The sequence below is a fragment of the Leisingera sp. ABM4_101 genome, assembly GCF_056158725.1.
Genome location: NZ_JBSWTV010000002.1, coordinates 419,305 through 436,941, shown reverse-complemented (window position 1 = coordinate 436,941; position 17,637 = coordinate 419,305). Strand labels below are relative to the sequence as shown.

The window sequence follows — 17,637 nt, the reverse complement described above, 5'->3', positions numbered from 1 at the left end:
AATCTATAGCACGAGTTTTCGTCGTTTGCCACTGTGCCGGCTGGTATCTAGGATCTTCTCATCAGGAGGGGAGACATGAGATGACTCGCGAAACAACACCACTGTCTGGCGGATGCCTTTGCGGGGCTGTTCGGTATGAATCTCAAAAACCTGCGAGAAAGACCGGAATTTGCCACTGCGGGATGTGCCGCAAGTCGACAGGAAGCTTCGCCGCACCCTGGGTTTCCATCCTTCTGGAGGATGTCAAATTCACTGATCGCGAACCAACCTGGTTTGCTTCCTCTGACAAGGCGCAGCGAGCCCATTGTTCCCGGTGCGGTTCACAGATCGGGTACAAGCGCAACGACAGCGACGTTATGTATTTTTGGGTCGGAACAGCGGACAACCCAGAACTTTATGCACCCCAGATGCATTGTGATCCTGAAGATGCTCTGTCATGGGACCCATCAATGCAGGTTCCGCTGGCAGCGGAATATTGGGCGTAAACGCTTAGGCGCCAGCAGCGGTAATCAAGCAGGCGTTTGTAAGACGGTACAGAGGTTAGGCTTAGGTGAGCCCTCAGCGGTCATCGGCCATCTAGAGGTTTTCGCAAGTACAGCAAGTAACAATCGAGCCTAATCGGGCATTCCCGCTGCGCGCAGGTCAGAGTACCATTGTTCCAAGGGCTCCTTTACTGCGAATTCGCGGTCTAGGTAGGACCGCATCTCAGTGATGCTGTAACTAGGTTCTTCCGCCAGAAACTCGTTTATCACGCTGCGCGCGTCATCATCCCGGCCCGAACATACATATATTGCCGCCAGTGAACAGGCATGCAATTTTGACCCCGTAACGGTGTAACCGGCGTCCAAAAATGACCCCCTTACACTTAATGTGAATGATGCCCCCGAAGTTATCGGGAGCATAGAGTGGGATGTTGGTCGTGGAGACGATAGCAAAGATCCGGCGGGCGTTTTTTCAGGACAGGAAGCCGATCAAGCAAATCTGCCGGGAACTGCGGGTATCGCGGAATACGGTGCGGAAGGTGATCCGGTCTGGTGTGACGGAAGCAACCTACGAACGCCGCGTTCAGCCTCTGCCAAAGATCGGGCCATGGAAAAGCTCGAAGAGATGTTGGCGGCGAATGAGAGGAAGCCAAAGCGCGAGCGGTTAACCCGCATCCGGATCTTCGAAGAACTGAGAGCCCTTGGATATGACGGCGGCTATGACGCTGTTCGGCGTTGCGCGGCCACGTGGTCCAAGGAAGAACAAGAGGCCGCCGCGGCCGCCTATGTCCCGCAGATTTTCGATCCGGGCGAGGCCTACCAATTTGACTGGAGCCACGAGTTTGTCGTGATCGACGGTGCGACCACCACTGTGAAGGTGGCGCATGCCCGGCTCTGGCACAGCCGCATGCTGTTTGTCCGGGCCTATCCGCGCGAGACGCAGGAGATGGTGTTCGATGCCCATGACAAGGCCTTCGCCTTCTTCGGCGGGGCCTGCACGCGCAGGATCTACGACAGCGGGAATTGTCCGCCATTGGTCCGAGGACAATGGACGCGAAAACGGCGGTAGACACGATCTTCGTTGGCCGCGACAGGGACTGGCAAATCCCACTTGGCCGTCAGCATCGCCCGGGCGTGCATCCGCCGCGGCAGACGGGGGCGCTTCTTCAACGTTGTGGACCTTGTGAACAAACTCGATGCGGAAGCCCGCGCCGACCGACAGGGACGCACGGCAGATCTGCTGTGCCGCCTCGACTTCCTGATCCTCGACGAGCTTGGCTATTTCCCCTTCGCACAAACCGGGGGTCAGCTATTGTTCCATCTCATCAGCCGCCTCATCGAACTCAACGAATGCGCCAAGGCCAGCGTCGAAAGGTGTGGTCTCCGCTCCGAAATCGGATCCGGCAGTCAGCAGGCCGGCCTCGATCCTCCGGGCGCGGAAAACAGGTGTGCCGGTCAGCAGGATATCGAAGGCCGCGCCTACCTCCATGATTTTGTCGCCGATGGCCGGGATATCCGTATCAGGCAGCAGATAGACCTCCCAGCCCAGTTCGTTGGTGAAACCCGACCGGCTGATCCAGCAAGTCTGGCCTGCAATTGAAACCTCAGCGCAATCACGGGTTTCGAAACCGCAGGCAATGGCAATCACTTCAATAAACAGCATGACATCTGAAATTGGTATTTCTTTGCTGCAGGCCGCAGCCGGTGTCGCAAGTTTCAGAAATTGCAAGAACCGGCCATAGAACAGGTTGATGCCAAAGCTATTTTCACTTTCGATTTTTTGAATATTTAGTTTTTCCAAATCAACTGCCCGGGAAATGATTCAGATCAAAGTACAAGGCGGCTGTCCTTCGCATTCTCCGGCCAGCTAAGTGCAGCTGGCAGGGAACTTGGAATCAGAGGCGGTGCTGTTCCTCCTGGCTTGGCGCACTACGTTTATCTGAGCCAAGGAGGACATCATGTCCGAACAGCCAAGCAAAGCCGAGGAACGGAACACTTTCCTGTTTCTCGCTGTCATCCTGGCCCCCGTTCTCGCAGTGGGAATTGTCGGCGGATACGGCCTGATCATCTGGATCTCCCAGATCTTCCTGGGGCCGCCCGCAGGATAAGGGTCCAGGCCGATGCCAGCACATGCCAGCACAGAACCATCGCGGCGCGCCTTCCTGACCGGCAGGGTCGCCCGCCCGGACCCGGAATTCCGTCCGCCCTGGACGGATGAGGACCGGGTGCAGCAACATTGCACCAGCTGCAATGCCTGCGTGGAGGCGTGCCCGGAACAAATCATCGAATTCGACAGCCGGAACCGCCCGCGGATCAATTTCCGCGGCGGCGAATGCACGTTCTGCCACGCCTGTGCCGAGGCCTGCCCTGAGCCGGTGTTCGATCTGCAGCAGCCCGCTCCTTGGCCGGTGACAGTGGAGATCGGCAGCAGTTGCCTGCTGTCCGCCGGCATCACCTGCCAGCTGTGCACCGACATCTGCGACCCGCGCGCCCTGCGCATGGATCTGTCGGTCCGTCCAATGGGCGCCATCCAAACCGACGCTGAGGCCTGCACCGGCTGCGGCGCCTGTCTTGCAACCTGTCCGAACAACGCGATCGCACTCCGCGATCCCCGCCAGCAAAGGAGCCCCGCGTGACTGAAGAGCTTCATATTTCCAGTCTGCTGGTGCGCAGCAACCCGGCCTGCATGGAGGCCGTTCTGGAAACCATCAAAGCCATGCCCAACGCCGAGATTTCGCAAAGTGATCCCTCGGGCAAAATTGTCGTTTTGTTCGAAGCGGACAGTGATCGTGCCATTGGCGATGCCCTGGCCAAAATCCAGCTCCTCGACGGTGTCGCCAGCGCGGCGCTTGTCTTCCATCAGACCTGCGATGCCCAGGACCTCGCCCTTGAAGAAGGAACCCCCCAATGACCGGAATTACACGCCGTGACGCCATCAAGGCGCAGGCCGCTGCAGCCGCGGCGCTTGCTGCCGGGCTGCCGATCCCCGCGGCAGCGCAGAACCTTGTAACCGACGCCAATGTGACTGAACTCAAATGGTCCAAGGCAGCCTGCCGCTTCTGCGGCACCGGCTGCTCGATCATGGTTGCCACCAAGGCCGGCCGTGTCGTCGCCACCCACGGCGACACCCAGGCAGAGGTCAACCGCGGCCTGAACTGCGTCAAGGGCTACTTCCTGTCGAAGATCATGTATGGCGCCGACCGTCTGACCACGCCTTTGCTGCGTAAGACCAACGGCGAATACGACAAGAACGGCGAATTCACCCCGGTCTCGTGGGATGAAGCCTTCGATATCATGGCCGAGAAGTGGAAGAAGACCCTGGCCGAAAAAGGCCCCGAGGGTATCGGCATGTTTGGCTCCGGCCAGTGGACCGTCTGGGAAGGCTATGCGGCCTCCAAGCTGATGAAGGCGGGCTTCCGCTCCAACAACATCGACCCCAACGCGCGCCACTGCATGGCCTCGGCCGTGGGCGGCTTCATGCGCACCTTCGGCATCGACGAGCCGATGGGCTGCTATGACGACTTCGAGAACGCCGACGCCTTCGTGCTCTGGGGTTCCAACATGGCGGAGATGCACCCGATCCTGTGGACCCGCATCACCGACCGCCGCTTCAGCCACCCGCACGTCAAGGTCGCGGTGCTGTCGACCTTCACCCACCGCAGCTTTGATCTGGCCGATATCCCGGCAGTGTTCACCCCGCATTCCGACCTGGTGATCCTGAACTACATCGCCAACTACATCATCCAGAATGATGCAGTGCATAAGGACTTCGTCGGCAAGCACGTCAACTTCCGCCGCGGCAATACCGATATCGGCTATGGCCTGCGCCCTGAGCATCCGCTGGAGCAGGCGGCTGAGAATGCCGGCAAGGCAGGCGGCTCCGAGCCGATGAGCTTTGAGGAGTTCGCCGAGTTCGTCTCCGAGTACACGCTGGAAAAAACTGAGGAAATGTCCGGCGTTCCGGCTGAAACCCTGGAGAAGATCGCCAAGCTCTACGCCGATCCGAACACCAAGGTGATGTCGCTCTGGACCATGGGCACCAACCAGCACACCCGCGGTGTCTGGGTGAACAACCTGCTCTACAACATCCACCTGCTGACCGGTAAAATCTCCACTCCCGGCAACTCGCCGTTCTCGCTGACCGGCCAGCCCTCGGCCTGCGGCACCGCGCGCGAGGTGGGCACCTTCTCGCACCGCCTGCCCGCCGACATGGTGGTCAAGAACCCGGAACACCGCGCCTATGCCGAAAAGATCTGGAAACTGCCCGAGGGCACCATTCCGGGCTGGGTCGGCTCCCACGCGGTGAAGCAGAACCGCGACCTGAAGGACGGCAAGATCAACTGCTACTGGGTGCAGGTGAACAACAACATGCAGGCCGCCCCCAACATGATGGAGGAAGGGCTGCCGGGCTACCGCAATCCCGACAACTTCATCGTGGTGTCGGACGCCTATCCGACGGTGACAGCAGAAGCCGCCGACCTGATCCTGCCGGCCGCCATGTGGGTCGAGAAGGAAGGCGCCTATGGCAACGCTGAGCGCCGCACCCAGTTCTGGTATCAGCTGGTCAACGCGCCGGGCGAGTCGAAATCCGACCTCTGGCAGCTGGCGGAATTTTCCAAGCGCTTCACCACCGATGAGGTCTGGCCGGCCGAAATCCTGGACGCCAACCCTGAATACAAGGGCAAGACCCTGTTCGAGGTTCTGTTTGCCAACGGCAAGGTCGACCAGTTCGAGCTGTCTGAAAAGGCCAAAGAATACGGCAACCACGAATCCGAGGACTTTGGCTTCTACATCCAGAAAGGCCTGTTCGAGGAATACGCCGAATTCGGCCGCGGCAAGGCACACGATCTGGCGCCCTTCGACCGTTACCACGAGGTCCGCGGCCTGCGCTGGCCTGTTGTGGACGGCAAGGAAACCCAGTGGCGCTTCAAGGAAGGCTCCGACCCCTATGTGACCCCGGGTTCGGATTACGAGTTCTACGGCAAGCCCGATGGCAAGGCGGTGATCTTTGCGCTGCCCTACGAGCCGCCGGCGGAAAGCCCGGATGACGAATACCCGATGTGGCTGGCCACCGGCCGCGTGCTGGAGCACTGGCACTCCGGCTCGATGACCCAGCGGGTGCCCGAGCTGTATCAGGCTGTTCCCGACGCGCTGTGCTATATGCACCCGGATGATGCCAAGGCAATGGGCTTCCGGCGCGGCACCGAGGTGAAGATCATCTCGCGCCGTGGAGAGATGCGCACCCGGGTTGAAACCCGCGGCCGCAACAAACCGCCCAAAGGCCTGGTCTTTGTGCCCTGGTTCGATGCGCGCCGGCTGATCAACAAGGTCACGCTGGACGCCACCGATCCGATCTCGAAACAGACGGACTTTAAAAAATGCGCAGTCCGTATCGAAGCAGTGTGAGGCCCGTCATGAAACATCTCCGTCTCGCTATCCTGGCTGTTCCGGTTTTTATGGCCACAGCAGCCTTCGCCCAGAACCAGGTCGCCACGCTGCGCAACACTGCGCCGCTGGACCAAGAGGGCGAAGCAACCCAGATCCCCGGCATCGTCAACACTGACATCCGCCAGGTGCGCAACTACCCGGATCAGCCGCCGCTGATCCCGCACAAGACCGACAACTACCAGGTCGATCTGAACTCGAACAAATGCCTGACCTGCCACAGCCGCACCGCGGTGGAGGTCAGCCAGGCGCCGATGATCTCGGTCACCCACTTCATGAACCGCGAGGGGCAGACGCTGGGTGCAGTGAGCCCGCGGCGCTACTTCTGCAACCAGTGCCACGTGGTGCAGACCAACGCCCGGCCCTTGGTCGAGAATGAGTTCGTCGATGTGGACAAGGTGCTCGACTACGTGCACTCGCAGCAGGGCGGGGCGGACTGATGTGGGGTTTCATCAAACGGCTCTGGTGGATCATCAGGCGTCCCAGTGCCTACTTTTCGCTTGGTTTTCTGACCATGGGCGGCTTTGTGATGGGGATCATCTTCTGGGGCGGTTTCAACACCGCGCTTGAAGTCACCAACACTGAGGCCTTCTGCACCAGCTGCCACGAAATGCGCGACAACGTGTTCGAGGAGCTGAAGCCGACGATCCACTATTCCAACCGCTCGGGCGTCAGGGCCTCCTGCCCGGACTGCCACGTGCCGCACAACTGGACCAACAAGATCGCCCGCAAGATGCAGGCCTCCAAGGAGGTCTGGGGCAAGATCTTCGGCACCATCAACACGCGGGAGAAGTTCCTGGAGCACCGGCTGGAACTGGCGCAGCACGAATGGGCACGGCTTGAGGCGAATGACTCGCTGGAATGCCGCAACTGCCACTCGGATGAGTTGATGGATATCACCCGCCAGTCCAAGCGGGCCGCGGATGCGCATGAGCGCTTCCTGTTCACCGGCGAGAAGACCTGCATCAACTGCCACAAGGGCATCGCCCACCAGCTGCCCGACATGGCCGCAGCTGAAGGCGAAGATCACGCAGGCCTGCTGGCACCGGCCCCGGCCCATGGCGAGGGCCTGCTGGCCAGCACCCGCAGCTACCTGGGCCTGAGCAGCGACTGACGCTGCCAGCCTTGCACACAATAGAAAAGGCCGCTGTCCTAACGGGCAGCGGCCTGTTTTTATTGTTGATGCGCTGAATACGTCCCCGGATCGCCTGCGATCCGGTTCGCGCCCGGCCCCGCCCCCCAGGGCGGGCGCGAATGCAACTGCGGTTGCAACAGGCTGAATGGTTGGCGTTTGTCTGACACCACGCCCCAGGCGGCACCGAGCCCACACTTGGGACCGGGCGCGAACCTACCGTTGCGGCTGGGCTGAAAGAGTAGGTTTACAGCGGGATGCTGCCCAGATGATCCTCGCCGCGCTCCCGCGCCAGCTTCATCTGCTTTTGCCGCTCGCGGAACCGCGCCTTGTCCTCTTCCGAGGTCTGATCAATGCACAGGTGGCAGCTGACGCCCTGCTCGAACTCGGGCCGCGCCTTGTCCTCCGGCAGGATCGGGCGGCGGCAGCCGTGGCACAGTTCATGCGGGCCTTCCACCAGCCCGTGGCCGACCGACACCCGGTTATCAAAGACAAAGCATTCGCCTTCCCAGGTGCTGCTCTCGGCGGGCATTTCCTCCAGATAGCGCAGGATGCCGCCCTTCAGGTGATAGACATCCTCCACCCCCTGGCCCAGCAGGTAGTTGGTGGATTTCTCGCAGCGGATGCCGCCGGTGCAGAACATCGCAACCCGCTTGTTGTGGAAACGGTCCTTGTTCTCCTCCCACCAGGCGGGGAAGTCGCGGAAGCTCTCGGTCTTGGGGTCGATCGCACCCTCAAAGGTGCCGATGGCCACCTCGTAATCGTTGCGGGTGTCGATCAGCACCACATCATCCTGCCGGATTAGGTCGTTCCACTCCCCGGGCTCAACGTAGTGGCCGACAGAGGCCAGGGGATTCACATCCGGCTGGCCCATGGTCACGATCTCTTTCTTCAGCCGCACCTTCATCTTGCCAAAGGGCGGCTCAGTGGCGGTGGCCTCTTTCCATTCCAGCCCCGCACAGCCGGGCAGCGCCTTGATATGCGCCAGCACCGCGTCAATGCCTGCCCGCGGGCCTGCAATGGTGCCATTGATCCCCTCCTGCGCCAGCAGCAAGGAGCCTTTGACGTCCTGCGCCTGGCACAGGTTCAGCAGCGCCGGCCGGATGGCGGCGGGATCGGGGAAACGGGTGAAATGATAGAGGGCAGCAATCGTGTACATGACCCGCCCTTAGAACCCCGGCGCGCGGTTTTCAAGGGCAAGCCCCGCCGCGTCGCCCCGTTAAAGTAGGTCCCGAATGCATGATTTCCGCTCTATCGCACGATTAGGCCCAAGCAGCAGTTCCCAAGCCCGTTTGCCACCGCTACATATTGTGTAAGCCAGCAAAGGAGCAGCCCATGTCCCAGGCCATGATTGTTGTCGATGTGCAAAACGATTTCTGCCCCGGGGGCGCCTTGGCTGTTCCGGGCGGGGATGAGATCGTGGCCTCTATCAATGTGATGATGGACCAGTTCGATACCGTGATCCTGACCCAGGACTGGCATCCGGCGGGGCATTCCTCCTTTGCTTCTGCGCATCCGGGCAAGGCGCCGTTTGAAACAGTGGTAATGCCCTATGGCACCCAGGTCCTGTGGCCGGATCACTGCGTCCAGGGATCTGACGGTGCGGCGTTTCACAAGGATCTGCGCACCGATGGCGATCTCATCATCCGCAAAGGGTTCCGGGCAGGCATAGACAGCTACTCTGGCTTTTTCGAAAATGATCAGACCACGCCAACAGGGCTGGAGGGATACTTGCGCAACCGCGGCATCACACACCTGACCCTGGCAGGGCTGGCCACAGATTTCTGCGTCGCCTTCACTGCGCTGGATGCGGCGCGGCTTGGCTTCGCGGTGACGGTCGAACTGGCCGCCTGCCGCGCCATTGATCTGGATGGGTCACTAAAAACGGCACTGAAAAACATGGAGAGCGCAGGCGTGCATTTGCAATCCTGAGGCGAGGAGGCAAAAAATTAACACACGTTTTGCTATGCTGTGCCGTAACCTGAACGGCAAGGCTGACTGATGGAGACTGCGGACGGGGCGCAATCCGGCCCACTGGCCAATTGTTACAAGCGGTATGGCGCGCTGGAGCTGCTTCTGCGCTATTGCCGCGGCCGTGTCCGTGCGTTCTGGGCGCGCCAGCTTTTCATGGTTCTTGCTTTTGCCGCGCTTGGGCTGGTGGTTCCGCCGTTCTTTGCGCTGCTGGCCTTTGGCCTGGCGGTTGCCGGCGATACCGCCGACTGCCTGGTGTTGCGCAAAGCAGACACCCTGATCCGCCGCGGGATGAGCGAACAGGGGTTACGGCGGCTGACCGCGTTGACCGCCTTCTTTCACGCTCTGACACTCAGCGCCGCGGCTTCGGCGCCTTTCTGGGTCGAAATGCCATCGCTGCTGCCCCACAATCATAACGAGCCGCTGTTCACCGTCGGCCTGCTGGCCGGATCGGCGATCAACGCCGGGCTTGTGCTGCCGTATCATCCGCGTGCAGTCATTGTGAAACTCGTCACATTCGCGGTGCTGCCGGTTGCCTTCCTGGCGGTTGAAATCGTGGAAACCCCGGTTCTGGCCCCCATGTACAATCTGCACTTGGCCGGGCTTCTGGTGCTTTATGCATCGTTCTTCTGGTTTCTTGTCTTCGTCATGCGCAGTTTTGGCCGCACCCGCAGCAACATGCTGGCCCAGGCGCTGCAGCAGCAGGAGCTTGAAGGCGCCTATGCCCGGCTGACCGAGCAGCAGATGGAGGCAAAACGCCTGGCGCTGGTCGCCAAAAATGCCAATGACAGCGTTATGCTGATGGACCGGGAGGGGCGGATAACCTGGGTCAACGACAGTTTTACCCGCCTGACCGGCTATTCATTCGAGGAGGCGGCGGGCCAGCTGCCCGGGGATCTTCTGAACAGCGGCGAGACGGATCCGGAAACCATCCGCCTGCTGCAGGACAGTGTCCGCCATGCGCGCCCAGTGCGTGTTGAAATTTGCAATCGCCGAAAGGACGGGCGGCTGGTCTGGATCGAGACCAGCCAGGTGCCAATGCTGAATACCGCCGGAGAGCTGGAAACCCTGATCGCGGTGGAGCGTGACATCAGCGCTGCTAAGGAACACGCCCAGCAGCTGGAGCAGGCCCGCATCGCCGCAGAGGAGGGCGCCCGCGCCAAGGCGGATTTCCTGGCCACCATGAGCCACGAAATCCGTACCCCGATGAACGGGGTGATCGGCATGGCGCAGCTGCTGCGCGACAGCGGCCTCACCAAGGAGCAAGAGCTGTACGCCGGCACCATCCTCAGCTCGGCTGATACCCTGCTGGCTCTGATCAACGATGTGCTCGACTTCTCGAAAATGGACGCTGAGGAACTGGCCCTCAGCAAGACGAACTTCGACCCCCGCAGCTGTTTTGAGGAAACCGTCCGCCTGCTGCAGGCGCAGGCGGATGCCAAGGGGCTGGAGCTTGCGCTCGTCATCACCCCGCAGGTGCCGGCGCAGATTTGGGGTGATGACCGGCGGATCCGGCAGATCCTGATGAACCTTGCGGGCAATGCCATCAAATTTACCGACCGGGGCCGGGTGCTGGTGACGCTGGACGCGGAACCGGCCGGCGGCGGCCATGATCTGACGTTCTCGGTTGCCGATACCGGCATCGGTATCGCCGGGGATAAACTGGACAAGGTGTTCGACCGGTTCTCGCAGGCGGATGCCGCGATCAGCCGGCGCTTTGGCGGCACCGGCCTAGGCCTTGCTATCTCCCGCCGCTTGGCGGAGGCTATGGGCGGCAGCATTTCCGTCACGTCCGAGCTGGGCCGCGGCTCCTGTTTCACGGTCCGCCTGTGCCTGCAGCCATCGCAGGCAGAGACCGGCCAGGCCGCTGAGGCCGCGCCTCCTCCGCCGCAACCGGACTGCCCGCCCGCGCTGGACGGGCTGCGGGTGCTGGTGGCAGAAGACAACGCCGTCAACCGGGTGCTGATCGAGAAATTCCTGCAATCCGCGCCAGTCGAACTCGCGTTTGCCCTGAATGGCCGCGAGGCGGTGGCGCAGTTCGAAAATTTTTCGCCAGATATCATTCTGATGGACATGTCGATGCCGGAAATGGACGGGCTGGAAGCCACCCGTGCAATCCGCGCCCAGTCCCGCCCGCAGCCCGCAATCGTGGCGCTGACCGCCAACGCCTTTGACTCCGACCGCAAGGCCTGCCTGGCTGCCGGCATGGATGATTTCATGAGCAAACCCGTCAGCCGGGATAAGCTGCTGCAATTGCTGGGCCGGCTGGCCCCGCAGGCACAGGCGCGCCGCGCGGGCTGATTTCCTTTGCTCCTGCCAGCGGGCTGTCCTATCAATCAGTGACCCCAATGCACGAGGCCGCCGGTGGATATCGCAACCCGCGTCTACAATCACAAATGGAAGATTGATCCGATTGTCCGGTCGCTGATCGACACGGATTTCTACAAGCTTCTGATGTGCCAGTCGGTGTTCCGCAACAAGCCTGACACCACAGTGACCTTCTCGCTGATCAACCGTTCGGCGCATGTGCCGCTGGCGAAATTGATCGACGAGGGAGAGCTGCGCGAACAGCTCGACCACATCCGCTCGCTGTCGCTCAGCCGCGGCGAAAGCACCTGGCTGCGCGGCAACACCTTCTATGGCAAGCGGCAGATGTTCCGCCCGGATTTCATGGAATGGTTCGAGGGCCTGCGCCTGCCGCCTTACCATCTGGAGCGCAAGGGCGATCAGTATGAGCTGACGTTCGAGGGCAAGTGGCACGAGGTGATGCTGTGGGAAATCCCGGCGCTTGCGGTGCTGATGGAGCTGCGCAGCCGCGCGGTGATCAACAGCATGGGCCGGTTCGAGCTGCAGGTGCTTTATGCCCGCGCCATGACCCGGGTCTGGGAAAAGATCGAGCGCCTGCGCGAGGTGGATGGGCTCACCATCGCCGATTTCGGCACCCGCCGCCGCCACTCCTTCCTGTGGCAGGACTGGTGCGTGCAGGCGATGATCGAGGGGCTGGGCGAGAAATTCACCGGCACCTCCAACTGCCTCATTGCCATGCGCCGCGAGGTGGAGGCGATCGGCACCAATGCCCATGAGCTGCCGATGGTCTATTCCGCGCTGGCCGAAAGCGACGCGGAACTGGCGCAGGCCCCCTATGACGTGCTGTCCGATTGGCATGACGAGCACGACGGCAACCTGCGTATCATCCTGCCCGACACCTATGGCACCCAAGGCTTCCTCGACCGTGCGCCCGACTGGCTGGCCGGCTGGACCGGCATCCGCATCGACAGCGGCGACCCGGCCAAGGGCGCCGAGGTGGCAATCAACTGGTGGAGGGACCGCGGTGAGGATCCGGCAGAGAAACGTGTGATCTTTTCCGATGGTCTCGATGTGCAGCAGATCCAGGACCTGCACGCGCAGTTCTCAGGCCGCACCAAGGTCTCCTTCGGCTGGGGCACGCTGCTGACCAACGACTTCCGCAAGCTGGTGCCGGATGACGCGCTGGCGCCGTTCTCGCTGGTCTGCAAGGCGGTTGCGGCCAACGGACGGCCAACGGTGAAACTGTCCGACAACCCGGAAAAGGCGATGGGTCCGGCGGAGGAAATCGCCCGCTACAAGCGCGTTTTCGGCGTCGGCCAGCAGGAGCGGCAGGCGGTAATCGTTTGATAACACTTCGCCGGTATTGCGCCGGGTAGTCTGCAAAGTAATACAATTTGTGGCAGAGCTTCTGCCCAATTGTTTCGCGCGCGAAACATTTGGGCATAATGGCTGACCTATTTTCAGACACTAGCCGTGATGCGCCGCCACGGTCTTCAGCTGAGAGAACCCGTAAAGCGCCTCAAAGCCTTTTTCCCGCCCGTGGCCGGATTTCCCGACGCCGCCAAACGGCAGTTCCACCCCGCCGCCGGCGCCGTAGTTGTTGAGGAACACCTGGCCGGCTTTCAGTTTCTTCGCCAGCCGCATCTGCCGCCCCCCGTCGCGGGTCCAGACGCTGGCAACCAGGCCATAGTCGGTGGCATTGGCGATCCGCAGGGCTTCGTCTTCGGTGTCGAACGGGATCAGCACCTGCACCGGGCCAAAGATCTCCTCGCGCGCCAGCACATGATCCTCCGGCACATCCGCAAACAGGGTGGGGCGTACATAGGCACCGCTTTCCGATGCGTGCTCCACGATGGCCCCCTGTGCCGCCACCGGCAGATCGGCGCCCTGCTTCAGATAGTCCTCGACAATCTGTTTCTGCCGGGCTGAAATCAGCGGCCCGACCCGCAGGTCCTCTGCTGCCGGCCCCACGGTCAGGGCGTCATAGGCCGCTGCCATCCGCGTCTGCACATCCTCATAAACCCCGCGCTGCACCAGGATGCGCGAGGAGGCGGAACAGGTCTGCCCCGCGTTCTGGATGCCCGCATTCACCAGAAACGGCAGCGCGGCTTCCAGATCGGCGTCGTCGAACACCAGCTGCGGGGACTTGCCGCCCAGCTCCAGCGTCACCGGAACCACATTGGCGCCGGCTGCCTGCTGCACCAGCGCGCCCGTGCGCACTGACCCGGTGAAGGAGATATGGTGCACGCCAGGATGCCCGTCCAGCGCCGCGCCGGCCTCTGCCCCCAGTCCCGGCACTACGTTCAGGGCACCTGCGGGCAGCCCGGCCTCCATGGTGATATGGGCGAATGCCAGCGCCGTCAGGCAAGCCTCCTCGGCGGGTTTCAGCACGCAGGCATTGCCCATTGCCAGTGCCGCGCCGACAGACCGCCCGATGATCTGCATCGGGTAGTTCCAGGGCACGATATGCCCCGTCACCCCATGCGGCTCGCGCAGGGTATAGACGGTGTAGCCGTCCAGATAGGGGATGGTCTCGCCCATCACCTTGTCCGCCGCGCCGCCGTAGAACTCGCAGTAGCGCGCCAGCGCCACCGCATCGGCGCGCGCCTGGGTTAGCGGCTTGCCCACGTCCATCGCCTCAATCGCGGCCAGCAGCTCCACCCGCTCCAGCACGAACTGGCCGATGCGGGTCAGGATGCGGCCCCGCTCCAGCGCCGTCATGCGGCCCCAGTCTCCGTCCAGCGCCGCCTGTGCTTCCAGCACCGCGGTCTCGATATCTGCCGCGCCGCCGCGGGCGATCCGGCAGATTTCGCTGCCGTCCGACGGGTTCACCAGCGGTAGGGTTTCGCGGCTGGCAGCGGGTTGCCACTTGCCGCCAATCAGGCAGAGCGCGGGATCGAACCAGAGGGGGTCAGACATGCTGGGGGCTCCTTTCGGGATCGGTGAGATCAGGCAGCACCGGGGCTGCCGCGATCAGCTGGCGGGTGTAGGGGTGCTGGGGATTGCTGAACACGGCTTCGGTTTCGCCCTGCTCGACGATTTCGCCCTGTTTCATCACCAGGCAGCGGTCGGTGATCGTGCGCACCACGCTCAGGTCGTGGCTGATGAACAGATAGGTCAGCGAATAGGCGTCACACAGTTCTGCCAGCAGGTCGAGGATGCGGGCGCGGACAGAGACGTCGAGGGCCGACACCGCCTCGTCGAAGATGATCAGCTCCGGCCGGGTGATCAGGGCGCGGGCGATGGCGATGCGCTGGCGTTGGCCGCCGGAGAATTGGTGGATGTATTTCTGCGCGTCGTCAGGCGACAGGCCCACGGCGGTGAGGGTCTCTGCAATCAGATCCCTGAGTGCGGTGCCAGCTGGCGGGTCGGGCAGTATGTGGAACGGTTCGGTGATCAGCCGATCCACGCGGTGGCGCGGGTTGAAGCTGCCGTAGGGGTCCTGGAATACCACCTGAACTTTCCGCCGAATTGCGGGAGAAAGGTGAGTTTTCACAGGCTGGCCATCGAGACGAATCTCCCCGCCTTGCAACGGCTCCAGACCCAGAACAGCCCTTGTTAGGGTCGATTTTCCGCAGCCCGACTCACCCACCAGCCCCAGCCGCTCACCGCGGTTCAGTGTGAAAGAGACATTGTTCACGGCGCGGAATGTGCCGGGTTTGGCAAACAGCGACGGGCGCGGGGTCTTGTAGTCGCGCACCGCATTCCTGACTTCCAGCAGCGGAGCGGGGGCAGGCGGTTCCGGCAGAGCCACCTGATGGTTTGACGCCTCAAATAGCATCTTCGTGTAGGGGTGGCGCATGTTGCGCAAGAGCCAGCCGGTGTGTCCGGTCTCCACCACCTCGCCGTGGCGCATGACCACAATCCGGTCGGCCAGATCTGCCACCACCGCCAGATCGTGGGTGATGATCAGCAGCCCCATGCCATAGTCCTGCACCAGATCCTTCAGCAGCGCCAGGATCTGCGCCTGGGTGGTCACGTCCAGCGCCGTGGTCGGCTCATCCGCGATCAGCAGTTTCGGGCGCAGGGCGATGGCCATGGCGATGACCACCCGCTGGCGCTGGCCGCCTGACAATTCATGCGGATAGCGGCTGAGCGGAAAACGGTCCTGAGGCAGGCCGACCCGCTCCAGCACTTCGCGCGCGCGGGCCTCGGCCTGCCCGCGCGGCATTGCCTTGTGGATCAGGATCGTTTCCATCACCTGTTCGCCAATGGTCTTCACTGGGTTCAGCGCGGTCATCGGCTCCTGAAACACCATGCCGATGGACTGGCCGCGGAGGGCGCACATGCGGTCCTCGGGCTGCTCCAGCAGCTGGGTGCCCTCCAGGGTGATATAGCCCTTGGCCTCCGCCAGATCCGGCAGCAGCTGCATGATGGCCAGCGCGGTCATCGACTTGCCAGAGCCGCTCTCGCCGGTCACTGCCACGATCTCACCCGGATCAACGTGAAAGGACAGGTCCTTTAGCACCTGAAAGGCGCCGATGTTCACCGACAGGCTAGTGACATCCAACAGGGTCATGCGCGCGCCACCCTCAGTTTCGGGTCCAGATAGTCGCGCAGGCCGTCACCCAGCAGGTTCAGCCCCAGCACGGTCAGAATGATCGCCAAACCCGGCACCAGCGCCAGATGCGGGGCAAAGCTGACCATGGTTTGCGCATCGGCCAGCATCCGCCCCCAGCTGGGGGCGGGCGGCTGTGCGCCAAGGCCGACGTAGCTGAGGCCAGCCTCCGCCAGAATGCCCAGCGAGAACTGGATGGTGCCCTGCACGATCAGCAGGTTCATTACATTAGGCAGGATGTGTTCGGTGGAAATGCGGGCCGCGCCCTTGCCCGCCACCCGCGCGGCCAGGATGAACTCCCGCTCCCACAGGGACAGCGCCGCGCCGCGGGTGATGCGGGCAAAGACGGGGATGTTGAAGATGCCGATGGCGATAATTGCGTTGACGGCGCCGGCGCCCAGGACGGCGGTGATCAGGATGGCGATCACCAGCGACGGGAAGGCAAAGACCAGATCGTTGCCGCGCATGATCAATTCATCCAGCCAGGATCCTTTGCGCGCCGCAGCGGCCAGCCCCAGCGGCACGCCTGCGCCCATGCCGATCCCAACCGCCACCAGCGCCACGGCGATGGAGGTGCGCGCGCCGACCATGATCATCGACATCAGGTCGCGGCCGAAATGATCGGTGCCCAGCCAGTGCTGCGCGTTTGGCATCTGCAGCTTGGCCGGGATGTTCATCGCTGCGTGGTCAAACGGTGTCCACACAAACGACACCGCCGCCGCCAGCAGCACCAGAGAGGACAGCACGGCGCCAAGGATCAGGTTGCGGGTCATGTCCGGCTCCTGAGGCGCGGGTCCACCAGCGCATAGGCAAGGTCGACCAGGAAATTCACCGTGATGACGGCAAAGACCAAAAGCATCACTACTGATTCCACCACGATCAGATCGCGCGAGGAAATCGCCTGGAACACCAGCCGTCCAAGGCCGGGCAGGTAGAACACCTGTTCAATGATGATGGCGCCGGCCAGCAGGAAGGAGAACTGCAGCCCGATGATGGTCAGCACCGGGATCAGCGCGTTGCGTACCCCGTGCCGCCAAAGCGCTTGATTCCGGGTCAGCCCCTTGGCGCGGGCGGTGCGCATGAAATCCTCGCCCAGGATGTCCAGGAGGGCAGAGCGCATGACGCGGGTCAGGATCGCCGCCTGCGGTAGCGCCAGCGCGATGGCGGGCAGGGTGAGCGCATGGAGGCCGGCCCATACGCCTGCCTCCCAGCCCGGAAAGCCGCCGGCCCCGAACCAGCGCAGGTTGATGGCAAAGATCAGCACCAGCATCATCGCAAACCAGAAGTTCGGCACCGCAACGCCCAGCTGGGTCGCGCCCATCACCGCCATGTCGCCCGGCTTGCCGCGCCGGGCGGCGGCGTAGATGCCTGCGGGAAAGGCAATCAGGGTCGACAGTGTCAGCGCATAAAGCGCCAGCGGAAGCGACACCCACAGCCGGTCCGCGATCATCCCTGCAACCGGTGTGCGGTAGGTGTAGGAGGTGCCGAAATCGCCGCTCAGCATGCCCGCCGCCCAGCTGAGGTATCGGGCCAGCTTGCCCTGATCCAGCCCCAGCTCCGTGCGCAGCGCGGCGACGGTATCGGGCTGCGCATTGACCCCCAGCATGAAGGAAGCCGGATCGCCCGGCGCCACCTCCACCACGAGGAAGATCACCAGCGAGGCAACGGCCAGGCTGAGGATCAGCGACACCAGGCGTTTCAGGGTATAACGCAGCATGGAAGCCACGTTAGGAGCCGACGGG

At 62.5% G+C, this 17,637-nt stretch carries 16 protein-coding genes and 2 pseudogenes; 12 read left to right on the top strand and 6 right to left on the bottom strand.

Features of this window, described 5'->3' with window-relative positions:
* Positions 1 to 80: 80 nt before the first annotated feature.
* The 3 genes and pseudogenes from ACXAEK_RS03150 to istB all read left to right on the top strand — a co-directional run.
* Complete coding sequence (locus ACXAEK_RS03150; protein WP_475039886.1) at positions 81 to 485, top strand: GFA family protein; 405 nt, start codon at positions 81 to 83, stop codon at positions 483 to 485.
* A gap of 425 nt (positions 486 to 910) precedes the next feature.
* Positions 911 to 1,577 (top strand): annotated as a pseudogene (gene istA / locus ACXAEK_RS03145) (IS21 family transposase); the annotation flags it as partial.
* Positions 1,564 to 1,824 (top strand): annotated as a pseudogene (gene istB / locus ACXAEK_RS03140) (IS21-like element ISPkr1 family helper ATPase IstB); the annotation flags it as partial. The pseudogenes istA and istB, both read left to right, overlap by 14 nt.
* Here istB and ACXAEK_RS03135 read toward each other — a convergent pair.
* Positions 1,792 to 2,145: a hypothetical protein gene (locus ACXAEK_RS03135; protein WP_475045170.1), complete on the bottom strand. Its 354-nt coding sequence runs from the start codon at positions 2,143 to 2,145 to the stop codon at positions 1,792 to 1,794. The pseudogene istB and the gene ACXAEK_RS03135 overlap by 33 nt on opposite strands.
* A gap of 295 nt (positions 2,146 to 2,440) precedes the next feature.
* On the opposite strand from ACXAEK_RS03135, the gene napE reads away from it, so the two are divergent.
* Genes napE through ACXAEK_RS03105 form a run of 6 tightly spaced genes read left to right on the top strand, consistent with a single transcriptional unit; the run spans position 2,441 to position 7,041 of the window.
* Positions 2,441 to 2,590: a periplasmic nitrate reductase, NapE protein gene (gene napE / locus ACXAEK_RS03130; protein ID WP_264211627.1), complete on the top strand. Its 150-nt coding sequence runs from the start codon at positions 2,441 to 2,443 to the stop codon at positions 2,588 to 2,590.
* Between the two features lie 12 nt (positions 2,591 to 2,602).
* Positions 2,603 to 3,118: a ferredoxin-type protein NapF gene (napF, locus tag ACXAEK_RS03125; protein ID WP_475039885.1), complete on the top strand. Its 516-nt coding sequence runs from the start codon at positions 2,603 to 2,605 to the stop codon at positions 3,116 to 3,118.
* The gene (locus ACXAEK_RS03120) at positions 3,115 to 3,393 is read left to right on the top strand and encodes a chaperone NapD (protein WP_475039884.1); all 279 of its coding nucleotides are present in this window, start codon (positions 3,115 to 3,117) and stop codon (positions 3,391 to 3,393) included. The genes napF and ACXAEK_RS03120 overlap by 4 nt, the downstream gene beginning before the upstream one ends.
* Positions 3,390 to 5,888, top strand: coding sequence for a nitrate reductase catalytic subunit NapA (gene napA / locus ACXAEK_RS03115; RefSeq protein WP_475039883.1), 2,499 nt, complete (start codon positions 3,390 to 3,392; stop codon positions 5,886 to 5,888). Before ACXAEK_RS03120 ends, napA begins: the two co-directional genes overlap by 4 nt.
* Before the next feature lie 8 nt (positions 5,889 to 5,896).
* Complete coding sequence (locus ACXAEK_RS03110; RefSeq protein WP_475039882.1) at positions 5,897 to 6,367, top strand: nitrate reductase cytochrome c-type subunit; 471 nt, start codon at positions 5,897 to 5,899, stop codon at positions 6,365 to 6,367.
* Positions 6,367 to 7,041, top strand: coding sequence for a NapC/NirT family cytochrome c (locus ACXAEK_RS03105; RefSeq protein WP_475039881.1), 675 nt, complete (start codon positions 6,367 to 6,369; stop codon positions 7,039 to 7,041). Before ACXAEK_RS03110 ends, ACXAEK_RS03105 begins: the two co-directional genes overlap by 1 nt.
* A gap of 265 nt (positions 7,042 to 7,306) precedes the next feature.
* Here the strand turns inward: ACXAEK_RS03105 and trhO are convergent, their stop codons facing one another.
* On the bottom strand, positions 7,307 to 8,218 hold the full coding sequence (gene trhO / locus ACXAEK_RS03100) for an oxygen-dependent tRNA uridine(34) hydroxylase TrhO (protein ID WP_475039880.1): 912 nt from the start codon (positions 8,216 to 8,218) through the stop codon (positions 7,307 to 7,309).
* Positions 8,219 to 8,394: 176 nt separating this feature from the next.
* Here trhO and pncA point away from each other — a divergent pair, with 176 nt between their 5' ends.
* The 3 genes from pncA to pncB all read left to right on the top strand — a co-directional run bounded on the left by pncA (position 8,395) and on the right by pncB (position 12,684).
* Positions 8,395 to 8,991 carry a bifunctional nicotinamidase/pyrazinamidase gene (gene pncA, locus ACXAEK_RS03095; protein WP_475039879.1) on the top strand — a complete coding sequence of 199 codons (597 nt, stop codon included), beginning with the start codon at positions 8,395 to 8,397 and terminating at the stop codon, positions 8,989 to 8,991.
* Positions 8,992 to 9,060: 69 nt separating this feature from the next.
* Positions 9,061 to 11,331, top strand: coding sequence for an ATP-binding protein (locus tag ACXAEK_RS03090; RefSeq protein WP_475039878.1), 2,271 nt, complete (start codon positions 9,061 to 9,063; stop codon positions 11,329 to 11,331).
* Positions 11,332 to 11,394: 63 nt separating this feature from the next.
* The gene (pncB, locus tag ACXAEK_RS03085; RefSeq protein WP_475039877.1) at positions 11,395 to 12,684 is read left to right on the top strand and encodes a nicotinate phosphoribosyltransferase; all 1,290 of its coding nucleotides are present in this window, start codon (positions 11,395 to 11,397) and stop codon (positions 12,682 to 12,684) included.
* Positions 12,685 to 12,804: 120 nt separating this feature from the next.
* On the opposite strand, the gene ACXAEK_RS03080 is transcribed toward pncB, so the two are convergent.
* From ACXAEK_RS03080 to ACXAEK_RS03065, 4 genes are read right to left on the bottom strand one after another with little or no spacing between them, the layout of a single operon-like run.
* The gene (locus ACXAEK_RS03080; protein ID WP_475039876.1) at positions 12,805 to 14,256 is read right to left on the bottom strand and encodes an aldehyde dehydrogenase family protein; all 1,452 of its coding nucleotides are present in this window, start codon (positions 14,254 to 14,256) and stop codon (positions 12,805 to 12,807) included.
* Entirely contained in the window at positions 14,249 to 15,856 is a 1,608-nt protein-coding gene (locus ACXAEK_RS03075) for an ABC transporter ATP-binding protein (RefSeq protein ID WP_475039875.1), read from the bottom strand. Before ACXAEK_RS03075 ends, ACXAEK_RS03080 begins: the two co-directional genes overlap by 8 nt.
* Positions 15,853 to 16,668 (bottom strand): ABC transporter permease, encoded by an 816-nt coding sequence (locus ACXAEK_RS03070; protein WP_475039874.1) that lies wholly within the window; start codon positions 16,666 to 16,668, stop codon positions 15,853 to 15,855. The genes ACXAEK_RS03075 and ACXAEK_RS03070 overlap by 4 nt, the downstream gene beginning before the upstream one ends.
* Positions 16,665 to 17,612 carry an ABC transporter permease gene (locus ACXAEK_RS03065; protein WP_475039873.1) on the bottom strand — a complete coding sequence of 316 codons (948 nt, stop codon included), beginning with the start codon at positions 17,610 to 17,612 and terminating at the stop codon, positions 16,665 to 16,667. Before ACXAEK_RS03065 ends, ACXAEK_RS03070 begins: the two co-directional genes overlap by 4 nt.
* Positions 17,613 to 17,637 lie beyond the last annotated feature (25 nt).

Excerpts from the sequence above, each read along its gene's own strand:
- ACXAEK_RS03150 (WP_475039886.1), top strand. The coding sequence starts at position 81 with ATGACTCGCGAAACAACACCACTGTCTGGCGGATGCCTTTGCGGGGCT.
- ACXAEK_RS03135 (WP_475045170.1), bottom strand. The coding sequence starts at position 2,145 with ATGCTGTTTATTGAAGTGATTGCCATTGCCTGCGGTTTCGAAACCCGT.
- napE (WP_264211627.1), top strand. The coding sequence starts at position 2,441 with ATGTCCGAACAGCCAAGCAAAGCCGAGGAACGGAACACTTTCCTGTTT.
- napF (WP_475039885.1), top strand. The coding sequence starts at position 2,603 with ATGCCAGCACATGCCAGCACAGAACCATCGCGGCGCGCCTTCCTGACC.
- napA (WP_475039883.1), top strand. The coding sequence starts at position 3,390 with ATGACCGGAATTACACGCCGTGACGCCATCAAGGCGCAGGCCGCTGCA.
- ACXAEK_RS03110 (WP_475039882.1), top strand. The coding sequence starts at position 5,897 with ATGAAACATCTCCGTCTCGCTATCCTGGCTGTTCCGGTTTTTATGGCC.
- ACXAEK_RS03105 (WP_475039881.1), top strand. The coding sequence starts at position 6,367 with ATGTGGGGTTTCATCAAACGGCTCTGGTGGATCATCAGGCGTCCCAGT.
- trhO (WP_475039880.1), bottom strand. The coding sequence starts at position 8,218 with ATGTACACGATTGCTGCCCTCTATCATTTCACCCGTTTCCCCGATCCC.
- pncA (WP_475039879.1), top strand. The coding sequence starts at position 8,395 with ATGTCCCAGGCCATGATTGTTGTCGATGTGCAAAACGATTTCTGCCCC.
- ACXAEK_RS03090 (WP_475039878.1), top strand. The coding sequence starts at position 9,061 with ATGGAGACTGCGGACGGGGCGCAATCCGGCCCACTGGCCAATTGTTAC.
- ACXAEK_RS03080 (WP_475039876.1), bottom strand. The coding sequence starts at position 14,256 with ATGTCTGACCCCCTCTGGTTCGATCCCGCGCTCTGCCTGATTGGCGGC.
- ACXAEK_RS03075 (WP_475039875.1), bottom strand. The coding sequence starts at position 15,856 with ATGACCCTGTTGGATGTCACTAGCCTGTCGGTGAACATCGGCGCCTTT.
- ACXAEK_RS03070 (WP_475039874.1), bottom strand. The coding sequence starts at position 16,668 with ATGACCCGCAACCTGATCCTTGGCGCCGTGCTGTCCTCTCTGGTGCTG.
- ACXAEK_RS03065 (WP_475039873.1), bottom strand. The coding sequence starts at position 17,612 with ATGCTGCGTTATACCCTGAAACGCCTGGTGTCGCTGATCCTCAGCCTG.